The organism is Grimontia sp. AD028, from assembly GCF_000973155.1.
In the GTDB taxonomy this organism is placed as follows: domain Bacteria; phylum Pseudomonadota; class Gammaproteobacteria; order Enterobacterales; family Vibrionaceae; genus Enterovibrio; species Enterovibrio indicus.
This window is the reverse complement of the sequence record NZ_LASY01000140.1, coordinates 1-13,669: the sequence shown is the minus strand read 5'-3', so window position 1 is coordinate 13,669 and position 13,669 is coordinate 1. Positions and strand designations below refer to the sequence as shown.

Genomic DNA, 13,669 nt, shown 5'->3' with positions numbered 1-13,669 from the left:
CGACTGAACTAAGGGGGAATCGCTCAAAGCGGGGCGAATCTTAGCTATCGCCCTGTAGGCTGTCAACCACCGAAAACGCACATTTTGAGGAATTTAAATCATCTGCTTAATGTACGATCAAGATTGGCTGATTTTTTGTTCTGTGGGCTTTGTATGCTGCAAATAAAGGCTTGGTTCTCTGTCTATTTAAAAAATTTCAATCGCCATCACCACATCCCTAAAAGTCTATGTGTTTGCGTATGTCTTTACGTTTCGGATAGGGGTCTAACTTAGATTGAACAAAACTTAAACAGCGCTGAAGTCAGATGTGTCTGCCCAGTGGTTCAAATGCGTAAGATGGCAACGAGATCCGGTAAATTGATAGTGTGATATAGCTCTCATAAGTGCTTTTCGTGTGCGATCAGTCGATTTACTGTCGAATATAAGAAAAAGGGTTTGACATTTTGGAACACTTTTCTGGTTTGCCTTTGCGAGGGTTACCCACAAAATCTGTGGATAAGTGTGTTAATCAACACTTTTATCCCCATCAGATCTCATTGTTGAGTATGCTGAGTAGAAGAAGAATTGAACGCTTTAGTACGAAAAGCATTAAATACAAAGTGATTGAGTGATTTTTGTCCAGTTGATCGTCGGTAAATGATAATTTCGAGTTGTGCACATTGCCTGTGTTAATTATTTTCTTCCCAAGGCCGCACAAATTCGCCAGTTATTTGCCAGCCGAGCACAAATAAGACAAGCTGAAAGGGCAGGGAACGAGCAAAAAAGGAATAAATTGTGGAAGCGCTACCCAAACTGAACCTCAAAGGAAAAATCAGCGAGATTGAATGGCAACGTCGAGTCGACCTAGCGGCTTGCTATCGTCTCGTCGCCAATATGGGCTGGGATGACCTTATCTATACGCATCTCTCTTTACGTATACCTGATACCGATACTTATCTGGTGAATGCCTTTGGTGTGGCATTTGACGAAGTCACCGCTTCTAATCTGGTAAAAGTCGATTTGGATGGAAATATCCTCGACGACACCCCTTTCACGATTAACCCTGCCGGTTTCACCATTCACAGTGCAATCCATGAAGTGCGTTCTGATGCACACTGTGTGATCCATCTGCATACTAATGAAACCATTGCAGTCGCGAGCCAAAAAGAAGGTTTATTACCGCTTAGCCAGTATTCGATGTTTTCACTGCCTTCGCTATCTTATCACGGCTACGAAGGTCTTGCGGTGAATGCAGATGAGCGAAAGCGATTGCAGGAAGATCTTGGTAACACCAATCATATGTTGCTGGTTAACCATGGTGGTTTAACCTTAGGCCCAACCGTGGGCGATGCCTTCATGCGTTTTTACGATATGCAGCGCGCTTGCGAAGTTCAGTTAATGTTGCAGGCAGCAGGCAAAGAAGCCGTTTCTGTTCCTCAGACTATTCAGGACAATATTTTTGCTCAGGCAAATGTTGTTCATTCCGGTGTGACAGGCGGGCAACTCGCTTGGCCATCACTTCTTCGAAAAGCTTGGCGCATTGACCCAAGCTTTATGGAATAAAGACAAAATAAAAAGACGATTTGGAGTACATGGATGAAAGTCACGTCAGTCGAAGTTTTCGATATTCATTGCCCGGAAAGACCGCCTTGGAACCCGGTATTTGTGCGTATTCACACTGATGAAGGGATCAGTGGTGTGGGCGAGGCAGGTCTTGCTTACGATTTGGGGCATAGCGCAGCCGCAAACATGATTAAAGAAATGGCCGAGGCATTCTTAATTGGTCACGACCCATTTCAGACAGAAATGTTGTGGTCGCGTATGTTGCGAGAGAGTTTCTGGGGATTAGGCGGTGGTCCTGTTGTCTATGCTGCGATGAGTGCGATTGATACGGCGCTTTGGGACATTAAAGGAAAGGCACTTGGCCTTCCTGTCTATCAACTTCTGGGTGGTAAGGTAAATGACAAGCTGCGCACTTATGCGTCTCAGCTTCAGTTTGACTGGGACAAAGAATTCAAAGCACTGTCACAGCCGGAAGAATATGCAGAAGCGGCGCTTAAAGCGATTGCTGAAGGTTATGATGCGGTCAAGGTTGACCCAATCATGTACGACAAAGATGGCAACACCTACTACGAGCGCACCAAAATCATTTCCCGTGCAGAAATGAAATTGTACCGCGCGCGTATGAAAGCCATTCGTGAAGCGGTAGGTGACGAAGTGGACATCATTTTTGAATGCCACAGCTTGCCTGGTGCAACAACGGCGATTCAACTGGGTGAGATTGCTGAAGAGTTCGACTGCATGTATTACGAAGAGCCGGTGAACTACCTCAACCATTCCCTACATAAGAAAGTGGCTGACCGCGTTAACGTGCCAATTGCCGGTGGTGAGCGTTTGTATAACCGTTGGGGTGTGCGCCCGTATCTGGAAGACCAAAGTGTTGACGTACTGCAGCCGGATATCGGCCTGTGTGGCGGCTTTACTGAAACTAAGAAAGTCTGTGATTACGCAGACATCTTTGATGTTCGCATTCAGGCGCACGTTTGTGGTGGCCCTGTGGCGACTGCGGCCTCATTACATCTGGAAACGGCAATTCCAAACTTCCTGATCCATGAGCACCACACTTATGCGATTAAGTCGTGGAACCGCGAACTTTGTATTCAGGATCCTCAGCCGGTGAATGGTTTCTTTGAGGTGTCAGAAGAGCCGGGTATTGGCATTGAGTTGAACGATGAAGTGGTCATGCGCTCACCACGTATTGAGATTAAGTAATCGCTCGATGGGATACTGACGAAACAACCCGCCTTTGAGCGGGTTGTTTTTTCTCTGCCGTTCAGCCAATGGTCAACAGATCCTAGAGACGATAAAACGTGGAAGCGTTTTGATACATGATCTTGTGGAGAGCTTCCTTAGGAAAGTCGAGTGCCAGATAGTCTTGCCAAAGCTCTGTGTAAGACGTTCTAAACAGTGTCAGAGGGAAATTGCTCGCCAGCATGACTCGGTCATGTCCAAATGCGGCAATTAAAGTTTCGATGGTTTGCGCAATAGCATTAACCGGAAAGTGTCTGTCCGTCATTTCCCAACCTGAGGCCTTCACCCAAAGGTTATTCAAACCAGAAAGCTTCTCAACATTCTCCTTCCAGCCCGAAGAGTTTGCTGCCGGTGGAAAACCAGCGTGGTTAAGGACAACACTGAGAGAAGGTAAGTGGCCAATGACATCGATAAATGCAGTAACAGCTCTGTCATCGTTAGCATCAAATTGTGCTTCGAAGATCCAACCTTCTTTTTCTAGATGTCTGAGATTGCTCTTTACCTGCTGATTGCTTAACAAGGCTACTGCGTCGTCATCCAGAATATGTCGGACCCCTACCACAGAGTTCAGCGTTTTTAAGCGTGCTACCTGCTCACTGAAGGCTTCGGAAGAGAAAGTCAGGTCTGCACAGGCAATGCTTCTGAATGGCAATTGGCAGGTGCTTTCCAGCCATTCGATTTCTCGCCAGGGAGCTTGATTATCGAACCCTGCTTCAACGTGCACAAAGCCCGCAAGTTCTGCGGGTGCAGAAACCTCCAAGTCTGATTCAGAAAAGTCCCTTTGTATAACGGCTTTATCCTGCCAGAAAGGGGGATTGCCAGTTTGCAGCCAACCGTATTGACCTTTCTGGCGATCGAATAAATGTAGGTGAGGATCGATAAATTTCATGGTTACTGAGCCGTGTAGCCGCCATCAACAGCATGAAGGCTGCCCGTGATAAAACTGGCTTTGTCGCTCGCTAGGAAAATGACCATGTTGGCTACTTCCTCCGGCTGAGCAATGCGTCCCAGTGGCTGCAAATTACCTTCTTCTTTATGGACGACCTCTTTATCTGCCCCCGAACGCTCGCAGTAGGCATCAATCGCTTTATGATAAAGCGGTGTCTCTGTGGTGCCTGCACATACAGCGTTGGCGCGGATGTTGAACTGGGCATAATCGAGAGCAGTGGTTTTTGCCATCGACGCAATCGCGTGCTTACTCAGGTTATAGGCAAAGGAATTGCCTTTAGCGATGGTGCATTGGTCTGAACCAAGCAGCACTATGCTGCCAGATTTCGCCGCTTTCATGGTTGGCAGGCAAGCGCGAATCGCGTAGTAAGCGCCTTTGACATTGATGCTCATGACGCGATCGAAGTCTTCTTCGCTGGTGTTTTCAATGTTTGAGCTGAAATGGACACCGGCGTTACACACCAGAGCATCAATCTGACCTTCATTTGCAATGACCTGATTAACAGCGGCATCTATAGCGGCTGAGTCCGTCACATTGCAATCCACCCAGTTTCCGCGAGGGCCTTGCTGAATATCCAGCGAGTAAACGGTGTATCCCTCTGCAATAAATCCATCGACGACCGCTAGGCCGATCCCTGCTGAGCCACCGGTTACTACCGCTACTTTTTTCATCATATTCCTCAGATATTCATGTTGGTGGGCTGTGCCGACCTCTTTAGTATGGAAGAGATCTTCGGTGTGGAAACCGAGCGTGTCAACAACTCTGAGCCTTGTCAGTATCTTGTCAGTTGACTTAGGAGACTGAGCGCGCAAAATGAGTGGTTTGATGATTGAGCCACGGAAGCAAGATGGGCAAGACCTTTAAACTGCAATCACCATTTAAACCCGCAGGCGACCAGCCTACCGCAATCAACCAGTTGTTGGATGGACTGGATTCTGGTCTGGCACACCAAACGCTGTTGGGTGTGACGGGGTCGGGGAAGACTTACACCATGGCCAATGTGATTGCCGAGGCGGGGCGCCCAACAATGATATTGGCGCCTAACAAAACGCTGGCAGCGCAGTTATACGGTGAGATGCGAGAGTTCTTCCCGGAAAATGCGGTGGAGTATTTCGTTTCTTATTACGACTACTATCAACCTGAAGCCTATGTGCCCGCTTCCGACACCTTTATTGAAAAAGATGCGTCTATAAACGAACACGTTGAGCAGATGCGTCTTTCCGCAACCAAAGCTCTGATGGAACGCCGCGATGTGGTGATTGTTGCTTCCGTCTCTGCGATTTACGGTCTGGGTGATCCGGACTCTTATCTAAAGATGATGTTGCACCTGCGCCGTGGTGACATGATAGAGCAGCGCTCGATTCTACGCCGGCTTGCAGAGCTTCAATACACCCGGAACGATCAGGCTTTTAGTCGTGGTACGTTCCGCGTCCGTGGCGAAGTGATTGATATCTTCCCTGCAGAATCTGATCGTGATGCTATTCGCATTGAGCTATTTGATGATGAAGTGGAATGCATCAGCGTCTTCGACCCGCTGACGGGATCGATTTCTGAACGTAATCTTCCTCGGGCGACGATTTATCCGAAAACTCACTACGTGACGCCGCGTGAGAAAATTCTAGACGCCATTGAGCACATCAAAGTTGAATTGGCTGACCGAAAAAAAGTCCTGTTGGAAAACAATAAGCTGATTGAAGAGCAGCGTATTTCCCAGCGCACCCTCTTTGACCTCGAAATGATGCAGGAGCTGGGTTACTGCTCCGGTATCGAGAACTACTCGCGTTATTTGAGTGGCCGAACCGAAGGGGAGCCACCACCAACCCTGTTTGACTACCTGCCTGCTGATGGTCTTCTCATCATCGACGAATCGCATGTGACTGTGCCGCAGATAGGTGCGATGTATAAAGGTGACCGCTCGCGCAAAGAAACGCTGGTGGAGTATGGCTTTCGGTTACCTTCAGCACTGGATAACCGTCCGCTCAAGTTTGACGAGTTCGAAGCACTGGCACCGCAAACTGTCTATGTGTCTGCAACGCCGGGTAAATACGAACTCGAGAAATCAGATGGCGAAATCGCTGATCAGGTTGTTCGACCAACGGGTCTTCTTGATCCAGAAATAGAAGTGCGTCCCGTAGCGACTCAAGTGGACGATCTGCTTTCTGAAATTCGTCTCCGTACGCAGAAAGATGAGCGAGTACTGGTGACCACACTGACCAAGCGCATGGCGGAAGACCTTACTGAGTATCTGGAAGAGCACGACGTGCGTGTCCGCTACCTGCACTCAGACATCGATACAGTAGAACGGGTGGAAATCATCCGGGACTTACGCTTGGGTGAATTTGATGTTCTGGTGGGGATTAACTTGCTGCGGGAAGGTCTCGACATGCCAGAGGTGTCACTGGTGGCCATTTTGGATGCGGACAAAGAAGGTTTCCTGCGTTCAGATCGTTCGCTTATTCAGACAATCGGGCGCGCAGCGCGTAACTTAGCAGGTAAAGCCATTCTCTATGGCGACACTATCACGGGTTCGATGCAGCGTGCGATTGAGGAAACCGAGCGTCGCCGCGCCAAACAACAGGCACACAATAAAGAACATGGCATCGTGCCGCAGAAGTTGAATAAAAAAATTGCAGATGTGATGGAACTTGGCGGCAAGCGTCGACCTCAAAAACCGAAAGTGTCTGCATCACTTAAAGCAGTGGCAGAAGAAGATGCGGCCTATGTGGCTAAATCACCTCAGCAGATTGAGGCACAGATCCAGAAGTTGGAAGCGCAAATGTATGAGGCTGCCCAGAACCTGGAGTTTGAAACAGCAGCGGGCTTGCGAGACGAAATCGCTGATTTGCGTGCATTATTCATTCGAAACAGCTAAAAAAAAAGCCAACCGCAAATAGGTCGGTTGGCTATCTTGTTTCAGTGAACGAAGTGCTCACAAACAACGTCAGTTGGCTAGGTGACCCAGAAGGGTCGCTTTTAATAATGCAGTAAGTGTGCCAATATTTTTTGCCGCTCAAAATCGCAATTTCAGTTCATTAGAACAATCTTATTTGCAATTTCTTTTGCAAATTGCAATGCAAAACGCGCCGATAGTGCTGTGTAGACAAAAATCGGCGTTATACTGGTACTGACTTTCTAATAAAAAGATAGATTTATTTGGGGATCGATGGCGGGGGTTCAATGCTAGATTCTGGCGCCAAAAAACGCATTTTAATGGTGGAAGACACCGCTTCAGTGGCTGCTTTGTACAAGTCTTATCTTAACCCACTTGATGTTGAGGTTGAGATTGCAAGTACTGGCCAAGAGGCCATCCACCATTTTTCTTCAGGCAGTTTTTCATTAGTTCTTTTGGATCTGCGCTTGCCTGATATTTCTGGTTTCGACGTGCTTTCCGAAATTCGACAACACCACCCAGACATTCCTGTGGTGATCATGACTGCGCATGGATCAATTGATGCGGCAGTTGAAGCCATGCGTTACGGGGCGAGTGATTTTCTAATCAAGCCGTGCGAGGCGGACTTGTTACGGGTAACTGTCAATAACGCGCTGAAACCAAAGAGTAAAATCGGAGGGCAATCACCTGAGGGAGCATACTACGGCTTTATTGGTCACAGTGTTCCGATGCAGGCGGTTTATCGTGTTATCGACTCGGCAGCACCGAGTAAAGCCACGGTATTCATTACGGGTGAAAGTGGCACAGGTAAAGAGGTGTGTGCGGAGGCCGTGCATGCGGCAAGCTCGCGTGCCAAAAAGCCGTTCGTGGCAATCAACTGTGCAGCGATACCAAAAGATCTCATTGAGAGTGAATTGTTTGGCCATGTAAAAGGAGCCTTTACTGGTGCTGCGTCCGAGCGCGAAGGCGCGGCGGAAATGGCCGATGGTGGTACCCTGTTTTTGGATGAAATCTGCGAAATGGATTTGGATCTTCAATCCAAGCTGCTGCGTTTTATTCAAACGGGAACCTTCCAGAAAGTAGGTTCTTCCAAAGTAAAACAAGTCGATGTGCGGTTTGTTTGTGCGACAAACCGTGATCCGTGGGAAGAAGTGCTGAAAGGCAATTTCCGTGAAGATCTCTACTACCGACTACACGTTATTCCGTTAGCATTGCCTCCTCTGCGTGATCGTGGTGAAGACGTGGTTGAGATCGCGCAATCGCTGTTGCTGATGTTTGCGATGGAGGAAGGAAAAGATTTTCGTACCTTCAATGCTGAGGTGACCAGCCGTCTGTTGACCTACGAATGGCCCGGAAACGTTCGCCAGTTGCAGAACGTTATTCGCAATATTGTCGTGTTACACAATGCGCGAGAAGTCACAGAACAAATGCTGCCACCGCCGCTAAATACAGTTTCTGGTGTCAAAATTGCATCTACTCCTGCTAGAGCAACTGCGCAAGCTGCAATTGCTCCTTCGCGCGACGAAAATTTTGCTGTCGCGCCAGCGTTAGTAAACCAGGGGACAGTGACGAAAGCTGACATTGAACCTCTTTGGTTGGTTGAAAAGCGAGCGATACAAATTGCGATTGACGCGTGTGATGGAAACATCCCGCAGGCTGCAGGCCTGTTGGAAGTGAGCCCATCGACTATTTATCGCAAGCTGCAAAGTTGGCAAGAATCACAAGAAAAAAGGAACTGAGTTATGGCGTCGACAGTGAATCATGAGACGTTGCGGCGGCTGGCGGTTGAAGTAGGCGAAGACACGGTATCTTCGCTTCTCGTGGTATTTAGTGACGAACTAACCCGATATTCAGATCAACTTTCAGAAGCACCAAGCGCAATGCAGGTACGTGAAATTAGCCACGCGATCAAAAGTAGCGCGGCCAGTTTCGGCGCAGACGAATTGGCAGAATTGGCACGTGAGTGTGAATCTCGTGTCAAACAAGGCCAAGAATCATGGGTTCATGACCAATTGCCTCGTCTGACAACAATGCTGCAGGGTACTGCAGTTCAATATAAAGCGTTAGCAGGTCAGCAAGATCTGCTCGATCGACTGGGATAATTTGTCCCTGTCATGACGCCACTGGTGGTTGGCAGAGGCCAAGTCTGCCACCACTTGCTGGTGCTCATCGCCGAGCTCTTCATCGATATCCGGTCCCAATACCAAATCTATTCCGCGCCCACCCATAGAGCGTTCACACCAATTCAGCATGGTTTTGAGAGACATTTGCCCTGCAGGCCCGTGTTCCTTTCCTAGATTTCGGATAAAGATAACTTTGGCTTGCGTTTGCTTGAGTGCCCGGTTTATTTCCGGCAACAACAGAGGCGGCATCACACTGGTGAGGAAGCTTCCAGGTCCCAATACCACCAGATCTGCTTCTTGAATAGCCATTACCGCTTCTTTGGTTGCTGGAACAACCGGTTCCAACATCAAACGAGCTGGTGGTTCGGGTAATTCATCTACATCTGTTTCGCCTGCAATCACTTCCCCTGTGCTGGTTTGCGCAGCCAGATCGGCAGGGTGCTCAGACATCGGAACAATATGGGTGGATACCTTAAGCATATCCCGAATCAGGTTGATAGCCTCAAGAGGGCGGATAGACAGGTTGTCCAATGCTGTCAGCATTAAATTGCCCAAGTTATGACCATCAAGCTCACCGTTACCTTTAAACCGGTACTCGAATATCATTGAACCGATTGAAGGCTCAGTAATTAGCTGATTTATGCAGTTTCGGGTATCACCCCAGGCAATCCCGCCCTGGCAGGCACGTATCCGGCCGGTAGAGCCGCCATTGTCTGTTGTTGTTACAACACCTGTGACAAGCTCTCCGTGCTCGCTCAGCGCTGACAAGACACGACCTAGGCCATGCCCACCACCAACAGCAACGATTTTATATTTTGGTTGTTTCATCGCACTTCGTTTTTATTCGTTTCTATTGCCAATAATAAGGTATGACTCGAAAAAGAATGCGTTTTCTCTCGTCTTTTTGACCAATTTTTAGGTTTCCGGTCACGCAAAGAACAAAAAAAGACCAGCCTGAACTGGTCTTTTTAAGCGGTGAGGGTAGGAAAGATTAGTGAGGATCTTTCATCAGGCTGAGTAGGTATTCTGCGGTGTCACTGCAGGTATGCGCAGCCATAAGAACTTGTTTTTCACTCGCTGGTATTGGTAGCAATTCCAACCAGCGCTGGCAAAGCCAGCTTAAGTCATCAAAGTTTGGTTTTTTGTGCAACGAGCTCAGCTCAGGATAGCGCTCAAACATAATCAGCAGGCGCTCTGCCAAAGGTTGAGCGTCGTTACTGACTGCACGTTCTGGCCATGCTGGCAGAGTTTGGCAGACGGCTTCGACAACGCCAGCTTCGTTTTCCTTAATGCTGTCGATCACAAAGCTTTCGTGACCGCATACTGTTATCGTCAGCGCTCCGCTATCTGCAGCCACGCTGAAATCTTCGATAGTGACCCTTGTTCCAATACCTGCGCCAATAGGGCTGGTTTCGTCCATGCAAACGCCGATGTCCATGCCGTTACGCATCGCATACTTCACGGTGTTCAACTGTTCTCCCGGTGTCACGCGCAACGGCAGACGGCCGGAAGGAAGGATATGACGGTTGTTGAAGAGGATTGGCAAAGTAATTGTCATCATTAGCTCCCGGTTTTTGCTGGTGGCTTAGCACTTCTTCCCTGAGCCACCTTTTCTTATGTGTTTAATATCGGAACTACTTAAATACCCGTGTCGTACAATCGATAGTGCAATTTCAATGCCCAGACATTACATGACTGATTTTACGGACATTTCATTTTCCATGTCGCAAAATGCAATTCGAATTTGCGATTGGCGAACTATCAAAATGCAATGACATCACGTTTTGCCTTGATTGAGTATGGATCGGAAAAGAGGTGTTGGCTTGAAATTTCCGTTTCCAAGTCCAAATAGACATCCCACACATCGGTTGTGACAAAATTGTGCGTTAAGGTTCCGTCTCAGATCTGTTTGTGTTTTGAGACAGTAAGTAAAAAGTTAAGGCGTTGGCATATCTGCACGAAAGTGAGGGACATTTCTTGTTAGCGAAAGATAAATTTTGCTAGATTATGCATAAAGCTCCGGTCTTATTGTTATCAATGACAATACCGGACGCAGGTAACTCCGAAGCCTAATTCGCTAAGTTCGCCAGAATATGCGGGTTAGGCCGTGACCCTGAGTCACCAGGGCGGCCATAGAAATGTGTCCGTCTCCCGTATTTGGAAAGGTGTTTCGTGGCTGTTCAATTTGAAGATTCCTTCAATCGCAAGTTTTATTACTTGAGGTTGTCTATTACTGATGTCTGTAACTTCCGTTGCACGTATTGCTTGCCGGACGGTTATAAGCCTACGCAAAAAAACTCAAGCTTCCTGACGTTGGATGAGCTTCATCGCGTGGTAGCAGCGTTTGCTGATTGTGGTACCTCTAAAGTGCGTATCACGGGCGGGGAACCCACGCTACGCAAAGATTTCACTGACATTGTTTCGATGATCTCCGCGCAGAATGGCATTGAGAAAATTGCCATGACAACCAATGGTTATCGTCTTGAGAAGCATGCGCAGGAATGGCGTGAAGCAGGTCTGACTAATATCAACGTCAGTGTTGATAGTCTTGATCCTCGTATGTTCCATCAGATCACAGGTGAGAATAAATTCCATCAGGTGATGCGTGGTATTGATGCCGCTTTCGATGTGGGGTTTGAGCAGGTAAAGGTCAACGCTGTGTTGCTGAAGGACCTGAACAACGGAGAGTTACCCGCCTTTCTGAATTGGATAAAAGATAGGCCAATCCAACTACGATTCATCGAGTTGATGCAAACGGGCGAGATGAATTCCCTGTTTGAGAATCACCACGTGTCTGGTGTGTCTATCCGAAATCACTTGATCGCTAATGGTTGGATTATGAAGGTCCGCAATCAAAGCGATGGCCCTGCAGAAGTGTTCTGTCATCCAGACTATACCGGTGAGATTGGTCTCATCATGCCGTACAAGAAAGATTTCTGTGATTCTTGCAATCGTCTCCGTGTCTCTGCAGTAGGTAAGCTCCACATGTGCTTGTTTGGTGATTACGGCGTTGAACTCCGTGATTTGCTTCAGGACGATACGCAGGAAAAGGCTCTGATTGCACGAATTCAGAACGCTTTGGCAAACAAAAAGCAAAGTCATTTTCTAGATCAGGGGCACACAGGCATGACGCCGCACCTGGCTTCTATCGGCGGATAACGCCGTTCAAGACATCATTCATTGAGGTTCAAATTTTATGGGTCACGCTGTTACTGAGTTTTCCCCTGCAAAAATTGCAGTTCTGACTGTTTCCGACACTCGCACTGAAGAAAACGATACGTCAGGCAAGTTTTTGGTTGATGCGCTGCAAGATGCGGGTCATCAACTGGCGGATAAAAAAATCGTTATTGATGACATTTACAAGATCCGCGCGATTGTTTCCCAGTGGATTGCTGACGAAAACGTACAGGCTGTGTTGATCACTGGCGGTACAGGTTTTACTTCCCGCGATAGCACGCCAGAAGCGCTGAAACCACTTTTCGACAAAGAAGTGGAGGGCTTTGGTGAACTGTTCCGAGCGATTTCTTACCAAGAAATTGGCACGTCAACCATTCAATCTCGTGCGATTGCCGGTTTTGCTAACCACACTGTCATTTTTGGGATGCCAGGTTCTACAGGGGCATGCCGCACCGGTTGGAATGGCATTATTAAGCAGCAGTTGGATGCGAGCCACCGTCCGTGTAATTTCATGCCGCATCTAGGTAAATAATTCATGAGCGGCTTTACACATATTAATGCCTCTGGAGAGGCAAACATGGTGGATGTTTCCGCGAAGGCGGAAACGGTTCGAGAGGCACGCGCGGAAGCATTTGTGACCATGGCGGCGGATACACTGGCGCTAATTGTTTCAGGCAAGCACCACAAAGGTGATGTGTTCGCAACTGCACGTATAGCCGGCATTCAAGCTGCTAAGCGCACCTGGGATTTGATTCCTCTTTGTCATCCTTTGATGTTGTCGAAAGTGGAAGTATCACTGGAGGCTTTGCCAGAAACTTCGCAGGTACGTATCGAATCGGTTTGTAAGCTTTCCGGCAAAACAGGTGTTGAAATGGAAGCGCTGACGGCTGCTTCAGTGGCAGCACTGACCATCTACGACATGTGTAAGGCTGTGCAAAAAGACATGGTGATCAGTCAGGTTCGTCTGCTGGAAAAAACGGGCGGTAAATCAGGACACTTTAAGGTGGAAGGATGATTCAGGTACTCTTTTTTGCTCAGGTTAAAGAGTTGGTGGGCACGGCGTCTCTGACACTGGAAGGTGAGTTCCAATCTGCGGAAGACATCCGTCAGCATCTTGCAGAAAAAGGCGACAAATGGGCTTTGGCATTGGAGCAGGGTAAGCTTCTGGTGGCGATCAACCAGACTATTTCTGAGCTGTCATCGCCAGTGAAAGCAGGTGACGAGGTTGCCTTTTTCCCACCGGTGACCGGAGGCTGATCAATGATCTCAGTACAAGAACAGGATTTCTCCGTCGCAGAAGAATACCAGCGATTGAATGATCATGCTGGCGATGGCGCTATCGTGACCTTCATCGGCAAAGTTCGCGACATGAATCTTGGCGACAATGTCACGGGTCTGACCCTGGAGCATTACCCGGGCATGACGGAAAAGTCCTTGGCTGAGATTGTTGAGCAAGCCAAGTCACGATGGCCGCTGACACATGTTCGTGTTATCCACCGTGTAGGTGCTCTAGATATCGGTGACCAAATTGTGTTTGTGGGTGTTTCCAGTGCGCACCGTGGCGCTGCATTTGAAGCTTGCGAGTTTGTGATGGATTACCTGAAAACCAAAGCGCCATTTTGGAAAAAAGAACGCCTGACGGATCAAGAGCGCTGGATTGAGGCGCGTGACAGTGATGAGGACGCAGCAAAGCGCTGGTAATTATTATACCAATCGTAGTAAATATCTGCTCATCCTAGC

General features: G+C 48.1%; 14 protein-coding genes and 1 riboswitch. Of the genes, 10 read left to right on the top strand and 4 right to left on the bottom strand.

Going from position 1 to position 13,669, the window contains the following annotated elements:
* The first annotated feature begins 774 nt into the window (after positions 1-774).
* A complete protein-coding gene (locus tag RN22_RS22260; RefSeq protein WP_046307888.1) occupies positions 775-1,542 on the top strand; it encodes a class II aldolase/adducin family protein in 768 nt (255 codons plus the stop codon).
* 33 nt (positions 1,543-1,575) lie between these two features.
* On the top strand, positions 1,576-2,751 hold the full coding sequence (locus RN22_RS22255; protein ID WP_002541964.1) for a mandelate racemase/muconate lactonizing enzyme family protein: 1,176 nt from the start codon (positions 1,576-1,578) through the stop codon (positions 2,749-2,751).
* 82 nt (positions 2,752-2,833) lie between these two features.
* On the opposite strand, the gene RN22_RS22250 is transcribed toward RN22_RS22255, so the two are convergent.
* On the bottom strand, positions 2,834-3,679 hold the full coding sequence (locus RN22_RS22250; RefSeq protein WP_046307886.1) for an amidohydrolase: 846 nt from the start codon (positions 3,677-3,679) through the stop codon (positions 2,834-2,836).
* A 2-nt stretch (positions 3,680-3,681) separates the two neighbouring features.
* On the bottom strand, positions 3,682-4,410 hold the full coding sequence (locus RN22_RS22245; protein WP_046307884.1) for an SDR family NAD(P)-dependent oxidoreductase: 729 nt from the start codon (positions 4,408-4,410) through the stop codon (positions 3,682-3,684).
* A 176-nt stretch (positions 4,411-4,586) separates the two neighbouring features.
* Between RN22_RS22245 and uvrB the strand changes: the two genes are divergently transcribed.
* From uvrB to RN22_RS22230, 3 genes are all read left to right on the top strand, one after another.
* Positions 4,587-6,611: an excinuclease ABC subunit UvrB gene (gene uvrB, locus RN22_RS22240; protein ID WP_046307882.1), complete on the top strand. Its 2,025-nt coding sequence runs from the start codon at positions 4,587-4,589 to the stop codon at positions 6,609-6,611.
* Between the two features lie 305 nt (positions 6,612-6,916).
* The gene (luxO, locus tag RN22_RS22235; protein ID WP_002541958.1) at positions 6,917-8,368 is read left to right on the top strand and encodes a quorum-sensing sigma-54 dependent transcriptional regulator LuxO; all 1,452 of its coding nucleotides are present in this window, start codon (positions 6,917-6,919) and stop codon (positions 8,366-8,368) included.
* 3 nt (positions 8,369-8,371) lie between these two features.
* The gene (locus tag RN22_RS22230; protein ID WP_002541956.1) at positions 8,372-8,731 is read left to right on the top strand and encodes an Hpt domain-containing protein; all 360 of its coding nucleotides are present in this window, start codon (positions 8,372-8,374) and stop codon (positions 8,729-8,731) included.
* Here the strand turns inward: RN22_RS22230 and yvcK are convergent.
* Positions 8,693-9,580 carry a uridine diphosphate-N-acetylglucosamine-binding protein YvcK gene (gene yvcK, locus RN22_RS22225; RefSeq protein ID WP_046307880.1) on the bottom strand — a complete coding sequence of 296 codons (888 nt, stop codon included), beginning with the start codon at positions 9,578-9,580 and terminating at the stop codon, positions 8,693-8,695. The two genes, RN22_RS22230 and yvcK, sit on opposite strands and share 39 nt — an antisense overlap.
* A gap of 163 nt (positions 9,581-9,743) precedes the next feature.
* The gene (locus RN22_RS22220) at positions 9,744-10,313 is read right to left on the bottom strand and encodes an LON peptidase substrate-binding domain-containing protein (RefSeq protein WP_002541953.1); all 570 of its coding nucleotides are present in this window, start codon (positions 10,311-10,313) and stop codon (positions 9,744-9,746) included.
* 487 nt (positions 10,314-10,800) lie between these two features.
* Positions 10,801-10,936, top strand: a riboswitch (molybdenum cofactor riboswitch).
* On the opposite strand from RN22_RS22220, the gene moaA reads away from it, so the two are divergent.
* The 5 genes from moaA (at position 10,925) to moaE (ending at position 13,630) form a co-directional block, all read left to right on the top strand.
* Positions 10,925-11,911 (top strand): GTP 3',8-cyclase MoaA, encoded by a 987-nt coding sequence (moaA, locus tag RN22_RS22215; RefSeq protein ID WP_046307878.1) that lies wholly within the window; start codon positions 10,925-10,927, stop codon positions 11,909-11,911. Its footprint overlaps the riboswitch before it by 12 nt.
* Before the next feature lie 37 nt (positions 11,912-11,948).
* Positions 11,949-12,461 carry a molybdenum cofactor biosynthesis protein B gene (moaB, locus tag RN22_RS22210; RefSeq protein ID WP_002541950.1) on the top strand — a complete coding sequence of 171 codons (513 nt, stop codon included), beginning with the start codon at positions 11,949-11,951 and terminating at the stop codon, positions 12,459-12,461.
* Positions 12,462-12,464: 3 nt separating this feature from the next.
* Entirely contained in the window at positions 12,465-12,944 is a 480-nt protein-coding gene (gene moaC / locus RN22_RS22205) for a cyclic pyranopterin monophosphate synthase MoaC (RefSeq protein WP_039850558.1), read from the top strand.
* A complete protein-coding gene (gene moaD / locus RN22_RS22200; protein WP_046307876.1) occupies positions 12,941-13,186 on the top strand; it encodes a molybdopterin synthase sulfur carrier subunit in 246 nt (81 codons plus the stop codon). Before moaC ends, moaD begins: the two co-directional genes overlap by 4 nt.
* 3 nt (positions 13,187-13,189) lie before the next feature.
* A complete protein-coding gene (gene moaE, locus RN22_RS22195) occupies positions 13,190-13,630 on the top strand; it encodes a molybdopterin synthase catalytic subunit MoaE (protein WP_046307874.1) in 441 nt (146 codons plus the stop codon).
* Positions 13,631-13,669: the final 39 nt, after the last annotated feature.